This is a genomic window from Polaromonas sp. P1_E3 (genome assembly GCF_056405935.1).
Genome location: NZ_JBFUBD010000010.1, coordinates 1 through 17,342, shown reverse-complemented (window position 1 = coordinate 17,342; position 17,342 = coordinate 1). Strand labels below are relative to the sequence as shown.

The 17,342-nt window shown below is 61.6% G+C and carries 17 protein-coding genes, 1 pseudogene and 1 riboswitch; of the genes and pseudogenes, 6 read left to right on the top strand and 12 right to left on the bottom strand.

What is annotated here, in order from left to right:
- Positions 1-15: 15 nt before the first annotated feature.
- The 7 genes from AC1D0Z_RS03635 to AC1D0Z_RS03605 form a co-directional block, all read right to left on the bottom strand.
- The gene (locus AC1D0Z_RS03635; RefSeq protein WP_477656879.1) at positions 16-942 is read right to left on the bottom strand and encodes an amidohydrolase family protein; all 927 of its coding nucleotides are present in this window, start codon (positions 940-942) and stop codon (positions 16-18) included.
- A gap of 10 nt (positions 943-952) precedes the next feature.
- Entirely contained in the window at positions 953-1,861 is a 909-nt protein-coding gene (locus AC1D0Z_RS03630; RefSeq protein WP_477656878.1) for a Fe-Mn family superoxide dismutase, read from the bottom strand.
- A gap of 11 nt (positions 1,862-1,872) precedes the next feature.
- The gene (chrA, locus tag AC1D0Z_RS03625) at positions 1,873-3,222 is read right to left on the bottom strand and encodes a chromate efflux transporter (protein WP_477656877.1); all 1,350 of its coding nucleotides are present in this window, start codon (positions 3,220-3,222) and stop codon (positions 1,873-1,875) included.
- The gene (locus AC1D0Z_RS03620) at positions 3,219-4,163 is read right to left on the bottom strand and encodes a chromate resistance protein ChrB domain-containing protein (protein ID WP_477656876.1); all 945 of its coding nucleotides are present in this window, start codon (positions 4,161-4,163) and stop codon (positions 3,219-3,221) included. The genes chrA and AC1D0Z_RS03620 overlap by 4 nt, the downstream gene beginning before the upstream one ends.
- A 195-nt stretch (positions 4,164-4,358) precedes the next feature.
- The gene (gene metW / locus AC1D0Z_RS03615) at positions 4,359-4,967 is read right to left on the bottom strand and encodes a methionine biosynthesis protein MetW (protein ID WP_477656875.1); all 609 of its coding nucleotides are present in this window, start codon (positions 4,965-4,967) and stop codon (positions 4,359-4,361) included.
- Positions 4,964-6,193: a homoserine O-acetyltransferase MetX gene (gene metX, locus AC1D0Z_RS03610; RefSeq protein WP_477656874.1), complete on the bottom strand. Its 1,230-nt coding sequence runs from the start codon at positions 6,191-6,193 to the stop codon at positions 4,964-4,966. The genes metW and metX overlap by 4 nt, the downstream gene beginning before the upstream one ends.
- A 239-nt stretch (positions 6,194-6,432) precedes the next feature.
- Positions 6,433-6,996 carry a TMEM165/GDT1 family protein gene (locus AC1D0Z_RS03605; protein WP_477656873.1) on the bottom strand — a complete coding sequence of 188 codons (564 nt, stop codon included), beginning with the start codon at positions 6,994-6,996 and terminating at the stop codon, positions 6,433-6,435.
- Positions 6,997-7,000: 4 nt separating this feature from the next.
- A riboswitch (yybP-ykoY riboswitch) is annotated at positions 7,001-7,187 on the bottom strand.
- 150 nt (positions 7,188-7,337) lie between these two features.
- Between AC1D0Z_RS03605 and AC1D0Z_RS03600 the strand changes: the two genes are divergently transcribed.
- The 4 genes from AC1D0Z_RS03600 (at position 7,338) to AC1D0Z_RS03585 (ending at position 10,630) form a co-directional block, all read left to right on the top strand.
- On the top strand, positions 7,338-8,540 hold the full coding sequence (locus AC1D0Z_RS03600) for an ammonium transporter (RefSeq protein ID WP_477656872.1): 1,203 nt from the start codon (positions 7,338-7,340) through the stop codon (positions 8,538-8,540).
- Between the two features lie 155 nt (positions 8,541-8,695).
- The gene (locus AC1D0Z_RS03595; RefSeq protein WP_477656871.1) at positions 8,696-9,262 is read left to right on the top strand and encodes a sigma-70 family RNA polymerase sigma factor; all 567 of its coding nucleotides are present in this window, start codon (positions 8,696-8,698) and stop codon (positions 9,260-9,262) included.
- Positions 9,263-9,276: 14 nt separating this feature from the next.
- Complete coding sequence (locus AC1D0Z_RS03590; RefSeq protein ID WP_477656870.1) at positions 9,277-9,528, top strand: anti-sigma factor family protein; 252 nt, start codon at positions 9,277-9,279, stop codon at positions 9,526-9,528.
- 637 nt (positions 9,529-10,165) lie between these two features.
- Positions 10,166-10,630, top strand: coding sequence for an RNA recognition motif domain-containing protein (locus AC1D0Z_RS03585; protein ID WP_477656869.1), 465 nt, complete (start codon positions 10,166-10,168; stop codon positions 10,628-10,630).
- 150 nt (positions 10,631-10,780) lie between these two features.
- Here the strand turns inward: AC1D0Z_RS03585 and AC1D0Z_RS03580 are convergent, their stop codons facing one another.
- From AC1D0Z_RS03580 to AC1D0Z_RS03565, 4 genes are read right to left on the bottom strand one after another with little or no spacing between them, the layout of a single operon-like run.
- The gene (locus AC1D0Z_RS03580) at positions 10,781-11,557 is read right to left on the bottom strand and encodes an SDR family oxidoreductase (protein ID WP_477656868.1); all 777 of its coding nucleotides are present in this window, start codon (positions 11,555-11,557) and stop codon (positions 10,781-10,783) included.
- Positions 11,558-11,587: 30 nt separating this feature from the next.
- The gene (gene lptC, locus AC1D0Z_RS03575; protein WP_477656867.1) at positions 11,588-12,337 is read right to left on the bottom strand and encodes an LPS export ABC transporter periplasmic protein LptC; all 750 of its coding nucleotides are present in this window, start codon (positions 12,335-12,337) and stop codon (positions 11,588-11,590) included.
- Positions 12,334-12,930, bottom strand: a complete 597-nt coding sequence (locus AC1D0Z_RS03570; RefSeq protein ID WP_477656866.1) for a KdsC family phosphatase — start codon at positions 12,928-12,930, stop codon at positions 12,334-12,336. The genes lptC and AC1D0Z_RS03570 overlap by 4 nt, the downstream gene beginning before the upstream one ends.
- Positions 12,931-12,972: 42 nt before the next feature.
- On the bottom strand, positions 12,973-13,965 hold the full coding sequence (locus tag AC1D0Z_RS03565; RefSeq protein ID WP_477656865.1) for a KpsF/GutQ family sugar-phosphate isomerase: 993 nt from the start codon (positions 13,963-13,965) through the stop codon (positions 12,973-12,975).
- Between the two features lie 115 nt (positions 13,966-14,080).
- Here AC1D0Z_RS03565 and AC1D0Z_RS03560 point away from each other — a divergent pair, with 115 nt between their 5' ends.
- Together AC1D0Z_RS03560 and AC1D0Z_RS03555 are read left to right on the top strand one after the other, a co-directional pair.
- Positions 14,081-16,075, top strand: a complete 1,995-nt coding sequence (locus tag AC1D0Z_RS03560; RefSeq protein ID WP_477656864.1) for a monovalent cation:proton antiporter family protein — start codon at positions 14,081-14,083, stop codon at positions 16,073-16,075.
- 194 nt (positions 16,076-16,269) lie between these two features.
- A complete protein-coding gene (locus tag AC1D0Z_RS03555) occupies positions 16,270-16,842 on the top strand; it encodes an adenine phosphoribosyltransferase (protein WP_477656909.1) in 573 nt (190 codons plus the stop codon).
- Positions 16,843-16,966: 124 nt separating this feature from the next.
- Here AC1D0Z_RS03555 and AC1D0Z_RS03550 read toward each other — a convergent pair.
- A pseudogene (locus tag AC1D0Z_RS03550) lies at positions 16,967-17,342 on the bottom strand (hypothetical protein); the annotation flags it as partial.

The following is a 17,342-nucleotide window of genomic DNA, read 5'->3' as shown; positions in this document are numbered from 1 at the left end:
AGCTCCTTGAAGGGCTTACGCGTGCAGCAAGCGCCGCGCATTTCCGCTGGCGATCAGCTCCCGGTCGGCTTCGCCCAGGCCGCACTGGTCGAACAGGCTTTTGAGCCGGGCCGGCAGATCCGTTTCAGTGACCACGGGCCAATCCGTGCCGGTAACGACATGGTCCGCCCCGACGAGGTCGATGGCCGCACGCAGCATGACCGGGTGCGTGCCCGTCGAGTCGATGTAGACGTTGCGCCGCGGCGACGCGTGTTTGCCGATCCGCGCGCCATCCGCCAGGCATTCCCCGACCATCAAGCCGCCAAGCGCAAGCGCAGTGACGACCACGTTCAGGTGGGGCATCTCTTCGAACATGCCGGCGTGCACCATCGCAAGCAGTGCGGCGCTGTTGATCGCGCTGCGCGAAAGACGTTCGCTGAACTTTCCTGTGCGCCCGAACTTCTGGCGCAGAGCCGCATCCGGCACCGGATGCAGGAAGACGGGGACGTCCAGCTCCGATGCCGCAAGAAAGGTCGCCCTGGCCTCCGGCGCATCGGGCAACAGATCTCCCTTTGCGCTTTCGATGAACACGCCTTTCAGGCCCAGTTCCTTGACGGCTCGCGTCAATTCGCGGCCTGACTCCTCACCACGGTAGGCGTCTACGGTGGCAAGTCCGTGCAACACACCACTGTGGCGGTGCGTCACCTCTGCCATCGAGTCATTGATTTTTCGGATGGTGTCAAGATCCGCTTCCTCACCTGGGGCCAAGACGAACTCGAGCGACGTGTTGATAACGCGGCCCGTCACGCCGGCCGTCCGCAGCGAGGCAAGCAATGCATCTTCTTGCGTCAGCCGCCTGCTTACGCCGTCCCAGAATTCCTTCTGGGCAGGTGGATTGCCTCTGGACGCATCGACCGGAATGCACGTTCCGGCGAAGTGGCAGTGAAAGTCGATCACGTCCATGGATCACGCCTCAGGTCTGCTTTGTCGCGAGCGGCCGACCTGCGGCTTTCCAGCCGTCAATGCCGCCGCTCAGGAATCTGGCATTGACCCCTGCGGCACGCAGGCGCATGGTGGTGGATCGCCCGACCTCGTGTCCGTAAACGCAATAAACCATCACGGGCTTGTCCTTGGGCAGCTGCGCCGACCAGTCGTTCACGTGAGCCGGGTCTCGCCACTCGGCGCCGGGGATGAGAGCATCCGCCTGGTCGAAGACGCCTGCCCGCCGGACATCCAGAATATGGGCGCCGGCGAGATCGTCCGCAGTGGCGGCGAACGGCTCGCTTGAAGCCTCCACCGCGGCCTGGTAGCGCTCGTACACGCGCGTCCAGTTGATGTTCTCCATGAAGGCGTCGACATACTGGCCAGCGGCCGCGCCGAAATCCAGGTGGTAGGCGTGCTCGTACATGTCGAGCGCCAGGATGGGGATGCCACCCGCCACCGCGTGCGTGTGGTCCGCGGCCCACTGGTTCACAAGGGTTCCATCGCGCGGCTGGAATACCAGCAGCACCCAGCCGGAACCACCGGCCAGGGCCTTGCCCATGGCGACGAACTCCTCGCGCCATCGTTCAACGCTGCCGAAGTTCGATTGCAGCGCAAGCACCGCTGCCGGTGTCAGCGGCTCGCCGGTGGTACCCAGGCAGTCGAAGTACAGCTCGTGCAGCAACATCGAGTTGGTGGCGATGAGTTCTTCCCGCTTGAGCCCATTCAGATCGAAGCCGGCTGCGGTCGCGAAAGGCATCTCCCGCAACCGGGCTCGGATGGCGTTCAGCCGCTTGACGGCGCCACTGTAGTTGTTTTGGTGGTGGCTGCGCAGCAGCTTCTCCGAAAGGCCGTTCATGCCGGCAGGGTCGAAGGAGAGATCGTGAATTCGAGCGTCCATGGGTGCCATCTTTAAATAATGTTGCTGAGCCGCAGCGCCAGCCCGACGACGCCGGAGACCAGCACGACGGGAATGACGCCAACCTTGAAGCGGAACAGCGCCACGGCGGCCGCTACTCCAATGACGGCTGAGGCCCACTCGAAGCGGCCCGAGAGGCCTTGCGGCCAGAGCACGTGGTAGGCAAAGAACACCGCGAGGTTCAAAATCACGCCCACCACGGCAGCTGTGATGCCGGTCAGCGGGGCCGTGAACTTCAGGTTGCCGTGCGTGGACTCGATGAAAGGCCCGCCGAGCAGGATGAAGAAGAACGACGGCAAAAAGGTGAAGAAGGTGACCACGGTCGCCGCAGCTGCACCGGCCAGGAACAGAGATTCGGGGCCGAAGATGGCCTTGGTCCAGCCACCGACGAAGCCGACGAACGCGACGACCATGATCAGCGGACCGGGCGTGGTCTCGCCGAGCGCCAGGCCGTCGATCATCTGCAGGCCGGTGAGCCATTGGTAGTTGTCCACCGCGCCCTGGTAGACGTAGGGCAGCACCGCATAGGCGCCGCCAAAGGTCAGCAGCGCAGCCTTGGTGAAGAACCACGCCATCTGCGTGAGCACCGCGTCCCAGCCGTATGCCGCAGTAAGTGCCGCAATGACGGCCGCCCACAGGCCCAGGCAGACGACCAGCACTTGCCTGACACGCTTCCAGGTGAAGAGCGCATGGGCGGGCGTGGGCGTGTGGTCATCGATCAGGGCCGGGCCGAACTGCTTGGCGGAAGCGCCATGGCCGCCGGTCTTGAACTTGTCGGGTGCGTACTTCCCGCCGAAGTAGCCGATGGTGCCCGCCGCGAGCACGATCAACGGGAACGGTACGTTGAATGCAAAGATGGAAATAAACGCCGCGGCCGCGATGCCCCATAACCAGCCGTTTTTCAGGGCGCGGGAACCCACCCGGTACGCGGCATGCACGACCAGTGCGGTGACCGCGGGCTTGATGCCGTAGAACAGGCCCGAGATGGCCGGGACATGGCCGAAAGCCATGTAGACCCAGGACAACGCAACCAGGAGGAACAACGACGGCAGAACGAACAGCCCGCCGGCGACAATGCCGCCCCACGTCCGGTGCATCAACCACCCAATGTAGGTTGCGAGTTGCTGCGCCTCCGGGCCGGGCAGCACCATGCAGTAGTTCAGGGCGTGCAGGAACCGGTTCTCGGAGATCCAGCGCCGGCGCTCCACGAGCTCCTCGTGCATGATGGCAATCTGCCCTGCGGGCCCGCCGAAGCTGATAAAGCCCAGCTTCAGCCAGAAGGAGAGTGCTTCCCCGCGGGTGATGGGCTGGGGCGCTGTCTGGTCGGCGGTATCAGTGGTCATTTGGCGGCCTTCAAAGCGGCATGCAGGGTGTCAAAAAAAGCGAAAGCCGCCTCAAGCAACTGGTCGTCGTCCGCGTGCTGCGCTTGCAAGCCACGAACGATCATTTCGATGCCCGGCGCTTCGTCGAGCGGAACGCCTCCGACGTCGATGTAATGCACGAGCTGCCCAAGCCGCGCCAGGGCGGGCTTCTCGTCAAGGCCGAAGCTCCTGGCGACGACCTCGAAGGTCACCAGCTCACCCACGTGCGTGAAAGCCGCTCCGTCGAAGTCGTAGCCGAGTGCCTGTTTGGGGTACTTCTTCGGATCCGCCAGCCAGATGAAGTTGGGGGATTTGTCGATGAAGCGACTGACCAGCCAGGCTGTGGCCAGGCGGTCTACCCAGGGGCGCTTGCGGGTGGCCCAGGTGCGGCCCTGGTAGTCCTTGATCGAAAGCGCGGGGACAACGGCCTTGGTAGGCGAGGGCTCGTCCGGCGAGAGGTGCAGTTCAATCTCACGCCGCAAAGCCGAGACGGCCTCAACACACCCTGCGCTCTCCTTGCCCGGGAAGAAATCACTTGCCTGGACCTGCTGCAATTGCTGCTCAAGGCTGCGCAGTGTTTTGTGGAGCTCCGCTTCGCTGGCCTCCCTAATACTCTTGCGAGCATCCTTCACGGCCTGCACGAGTTCCGCATAGTGCTCGGAGCGGTCGAACAGGGCGCGGAACGCCTGTTCCTGGGCGTCATCGCGCGCGCGCAATTCGAGCAGGTAGGCGTCTGCGCCAGCGTCGGCAATGGTCTTGGCGAGTTCCCGGAGGGCTAGGGCGGAGGGCGCGGTGGCCGGAAGGACATAGACCCCCTCCCGAAGCGTGCCCGCTCCTGTGGCTTTGAGTGCGCGCCACACCCGGACTCGCAGGCCACTTGGGGTGGTCGGCAGTGTTGCGGTAAGGATCAACCAGTCAGTCATGAAGCAATCATCTCACAACGTGATGAACGTTACAAGAGGGGCGCTGCGTTTGTACTGAAAACGTCGCAATATGCCCCAGCACGATTTGAAGGCGCGCGGTGCCGGTCAGAATTTCGGTCGACCCATTCGGAATTGCGCGGAATTGCGGGTTCTGCTTTTGGCCGAAGCCGCGTTAGCGATCAGACAGCGCCAGCGCTACTCACGCTTGAACTTGAACACCGCGCGGCTGGCGCGGGCATTCGGCCAGAAGCGGACTTCGCGGCCGTCCTGCAGGCCGAAGGACTCGAGGATCTCCAGCTGGTTCTGCAGCGCCAGCGCTTCGAAGTCCTGTAGCGTGCCGACGCGAATGTTCGGCGTGTCATACCACTGGTAGGGCAGCACCTTGGTCACGGGCATACGGCCTCGTGCAACCGCCAGACGATTCGGCCAATGGCCGAAATTGGGGAACACGACGATGCCGGCACGGCCCACGCGCGCGGTTTCGCGCAGCATGGTTTCAGCATTGTGCAGATGCTGCAGGGTGTCGATTTGTAGCACGACATCGAACGAGCTGTCGCCGAACAGCGCCAGGCCTTCTTCGAGGTTGAGCTGGATAACGTTGACGCCGCGCGCCACGCAGGCCTGCACGTTGGCGTCGTTGATCTCCACGCCGTAGCCCGAACAGCCGCGCTCGCGGATCAGGTAGTCGAGCATTTCGCCGGTACCGCAGCCCAGGTCCAGCACACGGGAGCCATTCGGCACCAGCCGTGCGATCGATAGCAGGTCGGGCGAAGGCGGCACGTTAAGTTCGACAGGGATATTCATGCGGCCACCTTGCTCTGGAAGTAGGAACGCACCACACCCAGATAGCGCTCATCCTCCAGCAAAAACGCGTCATGACCGTGTGGCGCGTCGATTTCGGCGTAGCTCACGTCGCGCTGGTTGTCGAGCAGGGCCTTGACGATTTCACGGCTGCGCGCGGGGGAAAAGCGCCAGTCGGTGGTGAAGCTCACCAGCAGGAACTTGGCCGTCACATGGGCCAGCGCCTTGGTGAGGCTGCCGCCGTAGGCACGGGCGGGGTCAAAGTAGTCGAGCGCCCGCGTGATCAGCAGATAGGTGTTGGCGTCAAAATATTCGCTGAACTTGTCGCCCTGGTAGCGTAGATAACTTTCGATTTCGAACTCGATGTCCTGCGTGGTGTACTTATAAGCTCCCACGCTTGTCGCTTCGCGTACTGCGCTGCCCCCCGAGGGGACGCTTTCTCCTTGGGGCGGCCCGGCGGAGAAACTGGCGCCCACGTTGGTAATCACCTGCCTGAGCTGCCGTCCGAATTTTTCATTCATCACGTCGTCGCTCAGGTAGGTGATGTGGCCGATCATGCGGGCGATGCGCAGGCCGCGTTTAGGCAACACACCGTGGCGGTAGAAATGGCCGCCGTGGAAATCGGGGTCGGTCACGATGGCACGGCGGGCCACTTCGTTGAATGCGATGTTTTCCGCGGTAAGGTTGGGCGCGCTGGCCACCACCACGGCGTGGCGCACGCGGTCCGGGTATTGCAGCGTCCAGGCCAGGGCCTGCATGCCGCCCAGGCTGCCGCCCATCACGGCCGCCAGGGTCTGTATGCCCAGGCGGTCGAGCAGGCGGGCTTGCGCGCTGACCCAGTCCTGCACCGTGACGACGGGGAAGTCGGCGCCGTAGAGCTCTTGTGTATCGGGATTGGGCTGCATGGGGCCGGTGGAGCCGAAGCAGGAGCCTAAATTGTTGACACCGATGACGAAGAAGCGGTCAGTGTCGACTGGCTTGCCAGGGCCAATCATGGTGTCCCACCAGCCTTCGGATTTGGCAATGGGCTGGCCCTGCGCGTCCAGGTACACGCCTGCCACATGGTGTGAGGCATTGAGCGCGTGGCAAATCAGGACGGCGTTGGATTTGTCGGCGTTGAGTTCGCCATAGGTTTCATAACTCAGGTCGTAGGCGCGTATCGAAGCGCCGCTCTGCAGCGGCAGCGCGTCGACAAAATGCATGCTGAGCGGGGTGGCAATAAGTGTCAAGGAATCACCTGCAAAACAAAAAACCCGGCATCGCTAAAGCGAGTCCGGGTTTCTGGAGGTCGTCTTTAGCTGTACTTTTTAAGCGCCCGCAAGCTGAGCAAATCGGCGCTGAAAGAAGTATACCTCCACGGTCGCGCACTTCGTGTCACTCCCTGCCCCCCGAGGGGGCCGCCCGCCTGCGGCCCGGCAAAGCCGGTTCCGCGTCTCATGCTGGGTTTAAGAATTCTGTATGCATCCGCTCAGGCCTTGATCAGCAGCGCTGCCAGCCCAAGCCCGGCAAAGATCAGCGCCGAGACAATATGCACGGCACGCAGTGGCACCAGGCGCGTCACGCGCTCGCCCAGCCAGACCACCGGGGCATTGGCCAGCATCATGCCCAGGGTGGTACCGGCGACCACGCTGGCGATGGCGTCGTAGCGTGCGGCCAGCATGACGGTGGCGATCTGTGTCTTGTCACCCATCTCGGCCAGGAAGAACACCAGCACGGTGGTGAAGAACACACCGTAGCGCGGCGGCTTTTCATCCTCTTGCGCGTCGAGCCTGTCGGGCACCAGCATCCAGGCTGCCATGGCGAGGAACGAGGCACCCAAGATCCAGCGCAGCATTTGCGGCCCGATCAGGGTGGTGACCCAAGCGCCGGCGGCGCCGGCCAGCGCGTGATTGACCAGGGTAGCGATCAGGATGCCCGCGACGATGGGCCAGGGCTTTTTGAAGCGGGCCGCGAGTACGAGTGCCAGGAGTTGCGTCTTGTCGCCCATTTCGGCGAGGGCGACGATGCCCGTGGAGACGAGGAAAGCTTCCATTCAAAAGACTCCGGCCGGACAAAACCCATGACTGCACGGCATCCCCGGCCTGAAGCGGAGGCTGTGCAGTCAAAGGTCTCGCGTGATCCGAAGACCGCTTGCGCCATGTTCCGCAGGAACAAGTCTGTTGACGCAAGCCCCTTTCAGGATTGAAAGGCTGGCTACTCCCCAATGACAGACCCCATTATATGTGCGTAGCTAAAGGGGCGCTCCGGCTGAAATGGTGCGCGCGACCACCATCCCGCACGATTGGGGCGCATTTCTTGCTTGTCTTTGGTGCGATTTCGGGATTTTCTAGGAAATCGCACCAATAAACAGCATTTTCATCACAAGAGGGACTTATGGAAGCACTAAAACAGGGCTCAGATGCCTTGTTCATCCTCCTGGGCGGCATCATGGTGCTGGCCATGCATGCCGGTTTTGCCTTTCTGGAACTGGGCACGGTTCGCAAGAAGAACCAGGTCAATGCCCTGGTCAAAATCCTGGTGGACTTCTCGGTGTCCACCGTCGTGTATTTCGTGGTGGGCTATGGTGTGGCCTACGGCACGCATTTCTTTGTCGGCGCAGAACAGCTGGCCGCCAGGAATGGTTATGAACTGGTCAAGTTCTTCTTCCTGCTGACCTTTGCCGCAGCGATCCCGGCGATTATTTCAGGCGGCATCGCCGAGCGGGCGCGCTTTTATCCGCAGCTCATCGCCACAGCCGTCATTGTGGGCTTCGTGTATCCATTCTTCGAGGGGATTGTCTGGAACCAGCACTTCGGCGTGCAGGCCTGGATCAAGGCGCTGACCGGTGCCGAGTTCCATGATTTCGCGGGTTCCATCGTGGTCCATGCGGTGGGCGGCTGGCTCGCATTGCCGGCGGTGATTYTGCTGGGCGCGCGCAGCAACCGATACCGCAAGGACGGCGCCGTGTCGGCSCAYCCGCCTTCSAACATTCCTTTTCTGGCGCTGGGTGCCTGGATWYTGACGGTGGGCTGGTTCGGCTTCAACGTGATGAGCGCGCAAACCATCGACAAAATCTCCGGCCTGGTCGCCGTCAATTCGCTGATGGCCATGGTCGGCGGAACGCTGGCAGCGCTGGCCTTCGGCAAAAACGATCCGGGGTTTGTGCACAACGGCCCGCTGGCGGGTTTGGTGGCTGTGTGCGCAGGCTCAGACCTGATGCACCCGCTGGGCGCGCTGGTAACAGGCGGCATCGCCGGTGGCGTGTTTGTGGTGATGTTCACACTGACGCAGAACAAATGGAAAATTGACGACGTGCTGGGCGTCTGGCCGCTGCATGGGCTGTGCGGCCTGTGGGGCGGCATCGCGGCCGGCCTTTTCGGCAGCCAGGCGCTGGGTGGCCTGGGAGGGGTGAGCTTTGGCGCCCAGCTGATAGGCAGCGCAATGGGTGTGGCCTGGGCGTCGCTGGCAGGCCTGGCTGTTTATGGGATTTTGAGGTCCACAGTGGGCCTCCGTCTAAGCCAGGAAGAAGAATTTGAAGGCGCCGATTTGTCTGTCCACCGCATCGGGGCCACACCCGACCGCGAAGTCAACTGGTAGCACACGCAGCTCTTGCTATTTATTTAATAGCTGCTGGCGCTTGCTGGTATTGGGCTACAGCCGGTTTTCATTCTCCTGCGCACCGGCTTCGGCCTCAGGCAAAAATTTCGCCGTGTACCGACGCACGATGCCACACCTGCCGCTAGACTTCTGCCATGGTTACCTTTGAAGAGCAGCTGGTTGAACACCGCGTCTACCTCCTTCGCTTTGCGCGCCTGCAATTGCGCAACGATGAATGGGCCGAGGACGCCGTGTCGGAAACACTGCTGGCGGCGTTGTCCAAACCGCAGTCCTTCGGCAACCGCTCCCAGCTCAAGACGTGGCTCGTGGGCATTCTCAAGCACAAGGTCATTGACCTGATCCGCAGCAATGCACGCATGGTGGCAGTGCCGGATACCCGCGGCGAGGAAGACGGTGACGAGCTCGACCGGCTTTCTTTCCAGGCCGATGGGCATTTCACCGAGCAGCCTAACGACTGGGGCAATCCGGACCAGACCCTGCAGCAGGTTCAGTTCTTTCAGGTACTGGACGCATGCCTGGAGCGCTTGCCGCCTGCACTGGGACGGCTGTTCCTGATGCGTGAGTGGCTGGAGCTTTCCTCGCAGGAAGTCTGTAAGGAACTTTCCCTCACACCGACTAACCTTTATGTCCAGTTGCACCGGGCTCGCCTGCGCCTGCAGGAATGCCTGAATATCCACTGGTTTGGCAAACACAGCACTTGATACGGTCCCTTCACGTGAAACCCCGCATTACCCTGTTAAGACGCACTTGCCGAGAGGCTGCGGCCTTGCTGATCGCGCGGGAAGACCAGACCCTGCGTTTGCCCGACCATCTTGCGCTCAAGCTGCATCTCCTGGCTTGCGATGCCTGCCCGAAGTTTGAGAACCAGATCCTGACCATGCGTGCCGCGATGAAGCAGTGGCGCAACTATTCGGATCTTGCTGAGACTGGTTCTACTGGATTGCCGCCCGATACCCGGCCCAAGTAATGGCCTGCCAGCAGGCGAACACGGCGATACGTTCAGCGAACGGACGCGCTGCGGGATGAATCATTGCAATTTTGTGTAACTATTTGCCTTCCACGCACGCGCCAAGCCTCCTGCTTATGGCTTTAATGAGCGCATCCTGGATTAGCTGGTTCGCGGCGATCACGCGGTAGATGCAGGACACGGCTTTTCCCCGTCCGTTCCCATTTTTGAAGCGACACAGCAATGGCAGTAGGTGCTAACTTATTAATAAAGGCCATAAATTCAGGACATTTATAAACCTTGTTTCTGAGCGCCAGCATAGGCGGCGCCAAAATTTCACCGCCGGTATTTCATTGAGCCATCTTCAATAAGAAGTGCTTTGGATTACCTTTTGCAGCCGCGCCGGCAGCCGACACGCTGGCAGCCAAATCGTAAACAAGCCCGGAGAGCCCCTGTTTATGCGGGCTGCGGGGCACTAGGTAGTAACGCTAGTTGGTTGTCTTTTTGATAACTGACGCATAATATGCTGGTGCGAATGTCACTATTCGCACACGTTAGGTGATCGGTCAGTTTCGCGCGCTACAGCGGTACGTATCAAGATTTGTTGTGCTTTCGGGACCCCATCGCTTTTGTTTTTGTGTTTTAGAGGAGTCCCTTCATGGGCAACAAACTATACGTCGGCAACCTGCCTTACTCGGTGCGTGACGAAGACCTGCAACAATCTTTTGGCCAATTCGGCGCTGTTACCAGCGCTAAAGTCATGATGGAACGCGACACCGGTCGCTCCAAAGGCTTTGGCTTTGTCGAAATGGGCAGCGATGCAGAAGCCCAGGCAGCTATCAACGGCATGAACGGCCAGCCTCTGGGCGGCCGTAGCGTTGTCGTGAACGAAGCACGTCCCATGGAGGCACGTCCTCCACGTAGCGGCGGCTTCGGCGGCGGCGGTGGTGGCGGCTACGGTGGCGGCGGCGGTGATCGCTCCGGCGGCGGCGGCTATGGTGGCGGCGGTGGCCGTTCCGGTGGCGGCGGCAGTGATGGCGGTTTCCGTAGCCCCTACGGCGGCGGCGGTAGCGGCGGTGGCCGTTCCGGTGGCGGCGGTGGTGGTGGACGCGGCGGCTACTAAGCCCTGCATAACCCCCTCTTCAACCACTGGTTGAAGGCGCTAAAAAGGCTTCAGAACTTCGGTTCTGGGGCCTTTTTGCTTTGTAGCGCCCAAATTCACGGGCGCAAGCAGCTCCTGTTTTGATAGCGCAGAACGCAAGGCATCCATCCCTCAGCTTTCGCCCTGGCGGTGTTTGCGTGCGCGGCCAGACAAAGCCTTGTCGAACACCGTATTGGGCAACAAGCGCAACAGCTTGGCCACCACACCCATTTGCCAGGGAATCACCCGGTAGCTACGCCCAGCCTGGATGGTGGCGAATGCTTTTTCGGCAAAGGTGTCGGCCTTCATCAAAAACGGCATGGCGTAGCGGTTTTCGCGGGTCAGCGGCGTGTCGATGTAGCCAGGGCAAATCGTCACCACTTTCACGCCGCTGGGACGCAGCTCGCCACGCAGACTTTCGCAATAGCTGATAACCGCAGCCTTGCTTGCGCAATAGGCGCCGTGGCCAGGAAGGCCCCGTATGCCCGCCACGCTGCCAATGCCGACCAGTGTGCCGGTGCCTCGCGACACCATGCCGGATATAAATGGGTGAAAGGTGGCCGCAACACCAATGTTGTTGGTCGCAAAAGTCTGGGCCATGACCTTGAGGTCTGAACGCACGGCGGAGTCCATGCCGATACTGATACCCGCGTTCGCAATCACCACGTCGGGCACGCCTTGGGCCGTGATGCAGGCCTCGCCGGCGGATACGATGCTGTCGATGTCGGATACATCGGCACCGTAGATCTGGTAGCGGCCCGCACTGATGCCATTGGCCTCCGACCAAGCCTGGACCTCGGCGGTTCTGCGTGCAACCAGTGCCAGGCGGTAGCCTGCGGAATAGAACCGCAGTGCCAATGCCTGCCCGATGCCGCTGGAAGCACCGGTGATGAATACGAGTCTGGACATGATGGCAGCCTTTGGTTGAGGAACGCCGCGCTAGCGGGGCGACGGTGCGTTGCTCGCCGGCCTGGCAGGCGCTGCTGGCGTGAGGACCGGTAAGGTGCCGGCACCCGCAGCGCTGGCAGCCGAACGCGGGACAAGGATGCCGTGAACACGCCCTTTGAGGTCGGCCACCTGGTCGAGGTTGTCATAGGCAAAGGTGTCACCCGTGAACTGGTCCGTGCCGCGAATCAGCAAAACCGGCTTGTGTGACTTCACACGCTCTTCATTCAGGAAGGCGTGAAGGAATTCGCCGCGAAATTCCATGCGCGGTGTTTCCTTGCCGCTTGCATCCTGGCTTGCTTCCCTGACCACCACAGCGTTACCGGTCAACTGCACTTCCGACCCATCACCGTTGGTGTAGGCCCGGTTGGCGGTCGCCGTCGTGATACGCTTTTCCACACCAATGCTGCGGATACGAACCTGGTCAATTTCCAGAATGTCGGTGTCGGCGAAATGCCGGGCCTCGGCTCCGTAGATTTCGCTCTTGAGCTGGCCCCCTTCGTCAAAAGTCTTGACCGTGAACTTGCGCATGAAGTAGTCCACGTCATGGCTGGCCTCTTTGGCCACCTCCGGTGTGCTGAAGATCGGCGTATTACGCACAAGCCAGTAGGTACCGAGCGCCAACACGCCCATCATCACCAGCGGCATGTAAATGGCCATGCTGTCCCAGACGCGCAGAAAACGCCGCCACAGGTTCCTCATATGCCCGATAGCACCATCCCGCTTGACCGCCGCGGTGCTCATTGCGTGTACTCCTGGAGCAGCCCGGCATAGCGCCCGCTGGCAACCAGCAGCACATCACAAAACTCGCGTGCCGCGCCGTGGCCGCCCGGCGATTGGGTCACGTGATGGGCAAGCACACGAACCTCTGCGTGCGCATTGACTGGCGCGCAACTGAATGCCACACGGGACATCACAGGCAGGTCAGGCCAGTCGTCACCCATGGCCGCAGCAGCGCTCCAGTCCAAACCCAGGGCATCCAGTATGAGCTCGGCGGCGGGGCGCTTGTCCTCCGTGCCGAAATGGGCGTGTGTAACACCGAGCGCCTGCAAACGCGCGCGCAGCACATGGCTATCGCGCCCGGTGATGACGGCGGGGGTAATACCGGCTTTCTGAAGCAGCTTGAGGCCGTGGCCATCCAGCGTGTTGAAGCGCTTGAGGATCTCACCGGAGGCCCGGTAACCACCGGACGCGGAGGCAAGCTCATGACCGTCGGGGTACTCGGAAAAATACAGGCCCCCATCCGTGAGCACGCCATCCACGTCAAAAAAAGCCACCTTGACGCCTTGCGCGCGCAACAGCGTTTCAGGCGGAAAGCTCAGTGTCGGAGTAGCCATCTATTTATCGTTTCGCCGCAGGCCCAATAACGCAGGCAAAGGTCATATTACTTTGGCGCGCATCAGGTCGTTCGTATTCAGCGCCCCGCACAACACCCCTTCGCCGTCCACAACCAGCACGCTGGTGATCCGATACTGCTCCATCAGCGCAACGGCCTCGACGGCCAGCGAGTCCGGCTGTATCGTGCGCGGATTGGCATGCATCACGTCACCAGCCTTGCTGCTGCGCAGATCCGCGCCTTTTTCAACCAGGCGGCGCAAGTCGCCATCGGTAAATATACCCAGCACTCGCCCGGTGCCATCCACCACGGCGGAGGCTCCAAGTCCCTTGGCGCTCATTTCACGCATAAGGTCGGTAAAGCTGGTGCCGACCTGCACCTGCGGAACGGCGTCGCCGCTGCGCATCACATCCCGGACGTGCGTCAGCAGCTTCCGGCCGAGCGCGCCTCCGGGGTGGGAACGGGCAAAATCTTCTTCCCTGAAACCGCGCGCATCCAGCAGGGCCACGGCCAGCGCATCACCCAGGGCGAGCTGCGCGGTTGTGCTGGCAGTGGGTGCCAGGTTAAGCGGACAGGCTTCCTGCGCCACGCTGCTGTCGAGCGTCACCCGTGCATGCCGGGCAAGTGTGGACTGCATGCCCCCGGTAATGGCCACCATCGGGACGCCCTGACGGCTCAACACCGGCAGGATCATCGTCAACTCGGCACTCTCCCCGCTGTTGGAGATCGCGAGCACCACATCGATGGCCTTGATCATGCCCAGGTCGCCGTGGCTGGCCTCAGCCGGATGCACGAACATGGCAGGCGTTCCGGTGGAGGCGAGCGTGGCGGCAACTTTCCGGCCGATATGGCCGCTTTTTCCCATGCCCATGACAACCACGCGACCACGGCATTCCAGCATCAGTGCGACAGCCTGGGCAAACTCGCTGCCCAACCGTCCCGCCAGGCCGAGCACTGCGGCGGCTTCTATTTCAAAAGTCTTCCTGGCAAGGCTCAGCGCCTGTTCGGCATCAAAATTCACGGCGTCAAGGCTCATGGCTGCATTCTATAGAGGCGGGCAAACCCCTCCTGCCGGCACATCGTCGCGTCGATGAGCAATTGCCACCTGCAAATCGCCTTGGCCCTGCAATATCCTCGGCTACCATCAGCGCATGAGCGCGCTTGAACTGACCTTGTTGTACCTGCTGGCTGCCGTGCTGGGCGTGGTCGCGTGCCGCTCGCTCAAACTGCCGCCCATGCTTGGTTACCTGGCCGTCGGCGTGGTCATTGGGCCCAATGCATTGGCGCTGGCACAAAATTCCGACGGTGTCCGGCATCTGGGTGAGTTCGGCGTGGTGTTTTTGATGTTTGTAATCGGGCTCGAATTCAATTTGCCCAAGCTGCGCTCCATGCGCCGCCACGTCTTCGGCCTTGGCCTGCTGCAGGTTACCCTGACCATCGTGCTGGCCACGGTGGGTTCGCTGTTCCTGGCCAGCATGGCCCCCGGTCTCTGGAAGATGGGCTGGCAGACTGCGCTGGCGCTGTCCGGCGCCATCGCCATGAGCAGCACCGCCATTGTGGTCAAGCTGCTATCGGAGCGGCTTGAACTCGAGTCCGAACACGGCAAGCGCGTCATGGGCGTGCTGCTGTTTCAGGACTTGGCCGTTGTACCGTTGCTGGTGCTGATTCCGGCGTTGGGGGCACCTGCTGATACCTTGTTTATGGCGCTGGCCATCGCAGGACTGAAAGCAGCCCTGCTGGTTGGCTTGTTGCTCACCGGCGGGCAACGCATCATGCGCTGGTGGCTGACCCTGGTTGCCCGCCGCAAGAGTGAAGAACTCTTTGTGTTGAACCTCCTGCTGGTAACGCTGGCGCTGGCCTGGCTGACTGAACGCGCCGGGCTGAGCCTGGCACTGGGCGCCTTTATCGCCGGCATGCTGATTTCCGAGACGGAATACAAACACCAGGTTGAAACCGACATCCGGCCCTTTCACGATGTCTTGCTGGGCCTCTTCTTCATCAGCATCGGCATGCTGCTGGATTGGCGGCTGGTGCTGGAACGATGGCCGCTGGTGCTGTTGCTGACGACCTTGCCTGTACTCTTCAAGCTGGTGCTGGTTACCGCGCTGGCGCGTTCGCTGGGTGCAACAGCCGGCGTATCGCTGCGCACCGGCCTGTACCTTGCCCAGGCGGGCGAATTCGGCTTTGTGCTGCTCACGCTGGCCCAGCAAAGCAACCTGGTGCCCCCCGCACTGTTAAACCCCATTCTGGCCAGCATGGTGCTGTCCATGCTGGCGACGCCATTCATCATCATGTACAGCAATCGCATTGTGATGAAGCTGGTTTCGAGCGAGTGGTTGCAGCAGTCACTGCAGATGACCACCATTGCGCGCAAGTCCATCAATGCCAACAAGCACGTGATCATTTGCGGCTACGGCCGCTGCGGCCAGAACCTGGGCCACATGCTGGAACGCGAAGGCATCCAGTACATGGCGCTTGACCTGGACCCAGACCGGGTAAGGCAGGCCGCAGCTGCAGGCGACTCGGTCGTGTTTGGCGATGCCGTGCGGCTCCAGGCGCTGATGGCCGCAGGCCTGGCCCGCGCCAGCGCAGTGGTGGTGACTTACCTGGACACACCCAGCGCGCTCAAAGTGCTGGCCAATACACGCGCCCACGCGCCAACGGTACCGGTGATTGTGCGTACGGTGGACGACCATGACCTGGAAAAACTCCAGGCAGCCGGCGCAACAGAGGTTGTGCCCGAAGCCATCGAAGGCAGCCTGATGCTGGCCAGCCACGCACTCGCCCTGGTGGGCGTGCCGATGCGCCGCGTGATCCGTGTCGTGCAGGACCAGCGCGACGCCCGCTATAACCTGCTGCGCGGCTATTTTCGCGGCGCCGACGACGACACGGTCAACGAGCTGGAACAGGAGCGCCTGTCCAACGTCACCTTGCCGCTGGGCGCCCGGGCTGCAGGCAAGCCCCTGAGCGCGTTGGCACTGGGGGGCGGCGGTGTGCGGGTGGTCAGCCTGCGACGCGGCAATGGCAAGGCAGTGCCTGCGAATGAGGAAACCTTGCTGGAGGGCGGTGATACGCTGGTACTGTCCGGCAAGCCCGAAGCGTTGGCAATGGCAGAAGAAAAACTCCTGCGCGGCCGCATCGCCTGAACAGCTGGCTGCGAAGGTCAACCCCGCTCCGCCGCAAAGAGCGCGGCCCCATGACATTGCCAACGCTTCGTCAGCGCTTGCAGCAGAAACTGGGCATTGGTGAGGTGGTGAGGACGTTTTGCCGGTGTTCAAGCTTTCGTCGCAAGTACTGGCGGCACAATACGGACAACCAACCCTACCCATCCTGGATGACCATGCCTGATCTGCACAACCTTACTCACCAGACCGTCAGCCAATACCTGAAAAACCATATCCGCACGGTGCCTGATTGGCCCGCGCCTGGCGTGCAGTTTCGGGACATCACGCCGTTGCTGCAAAACCCCAAGGTTTTCCGCGTGCTGATCGACACTTTTGTGCACCGCTACATGGACGGCAGCCTCCGGCCGGACATGGTGGCGGGGCTGGATGCGCGCGGGTTCATCCTGGGCGCTGTCGTCGCCTACGAGTTGAACGTTGGCTTTGTCCCGATTCGCAAAAAAGGCAAGCTGCCGTTCACAACCGTGCAGGAAACCTATGAGCTCGAGTATGGAAGCGCCACCGTGGAATTGCACACCGATGCCGTCAAGCCGGGTGACCGGGTATTGCTGATCGACGATTTGATCGCGACGGGTGGCACCATGATGGCCGGCAAACGGCTGCTGGAAAAACTGGGCGCTACCGTCACCGAGGGAGCGGCGATTGTTGATTTGCCCGAGCTCGGCGGGTCAGAAAAACTGCAGGCAGCGGGGCTGCCACTGTTCACTTTGATTGATTTTTCGGGACATTGAGCCGCAAATCCCGGGCTTGAAGCCCGCCAGGCGAAAAGCAGCTTTGCTATAAAATCTATAGCTGCTTGCGCTCATGTTTATTGGGCTTACGGCCTGTTTATCGAATATCTCAAGGCAACCTGGCTTAGTTGAGATCGCCGTATTGCGTGCTGCTTAGCGCTGGCGAAGTATTGAATTCCGGCGGCATTTCCGTGTCTTCAAAGCCAGTCAACAACGTGTACGAGCGCGGCCCGCTGTGGACCTTGACCCCTTTTTCCGGTGGAGTTGCGGGGCCCTGCGCCGATGCAGCAACCAGGGCTTGCTTGAAAGCAGCCACTTCATCAGCCTGAATAGGTTCATAGCGCGGCGTCGCGGGTTTTGCCGGAGCCCGGCTTTCCACATTGGCTTCAGCGCGTACAGCCGGTGCAACCGGCGCCACGGGTGCCGGCGCCACCACCGGGGCCTGCGGAGGAGCCACCGCCTGTTTGGCCACGCCCGCCATTTCATCCAGGCGCCAGTAC

Excerpts from the sequence above, each read along its gene's own strand:
- AC1D0Z_RS03605 (WP_477656873.1), bottom strand. The coding sequence starts at position 6,996 with ATGGAAGCTTTCCTCGTCTCCACGGGCATCGTCGCCCTCGCCGAAATG.
- chrA (WP_477656877.1), bottom strand. The coding sequence starts at position 3,222 with ATGACCACTGATACCGCCGACCAGACAGCGCCCCAGCCCATCACCCGC.
- AC1D0Z_RS03620 (WP_477656876.1), bottom strand. The coding sequence starts at position 4,163 with ATGACTGACTGGTTGATCCTTACCGCAACACTGCCGACCACCCCAAGT.
- metW (WP_477656875.1), bottom strand. The coding sequence starts at position 4,967 with ATGAATATCCCTGTCGAACTTAACGTGCCGCCTTCGCCCGACCTGCTA.
- AC1D0Z_RS03565 (WP_477656865.1), bottom strand. The coding sequence starts at position 13,965 with ATGAGCCTTGACGCCGTGAATTTTGATGCCGAACAGGCGCTGAGCCTT.
- AC1D0Z_RS03560 (WP_477656864.1), top strand. The coding sequence starts at position 14,081 with ATGAGCGCGCTTGAACTGACCTTGTTGTACCTGCTGGCTGCCGTGCTG.
- AC1D0Z_RS03555 (WP_477656909.1), top strand. The coding sequence starts at position 16,270 with ATGCCTGATCTGCACAACCTTACTCACCAGACCGTCAGCCAATACCTG.
- AC1D0Z_RS03570 (WP_477656866.1), bottom strand. The coding sequence starts at position 12,930 with ATGGCTACTCCGACACTGAGCTTTCCGCCTGAAACGCTGTTGCGCGCG.
- AC1D0Z_RS03630 (WP_477656878.1), bottom strand. The coding sequence starts at position 1,861 with ATGGACGCTCGAATTCACGATCTCTCCTTCGACCCTGCCGGCATGAAC.
- AC1D0Z_RS03585 (WP_477656869.1), top strand. The coding sequence starts at position 10,166 with ATGGGCAACAAACTATACGTCGGCAACCTGCCTTACTCGGTGCGTGAC.
- lptC (WP_477656867.1), bottom strand. The coding sequence starts at position 12,337 with ATGAGCACCGCGGCGGTCAAGCGGGATGGTGCTATCGGGCATATGAGG.
- AC1D0Z_RS03595 (WP_477656871.1), top strand. The coding sequence starts at position 8,696 with ATGGTTACCTTTGAAGAGCAGCTGGTTGAACACCGCGTCTACCTCCTT.
- AC1D0Z_RS03580 (WP_477656868.1), bottom strand. The coding sequence starts at position 11,557 with ATGTCCAGACTCGTATTCATCACCGGTGCTTCCAGCGGCATCGGGCAG.
- AC1D0Z_RS03635 (WP_477656879.1), bottom strand. The coding sequence starts at position 942 with ATGGACGTGATCGACTTTCACTGCCACTTCGCCGGAACGTGCATTCCG.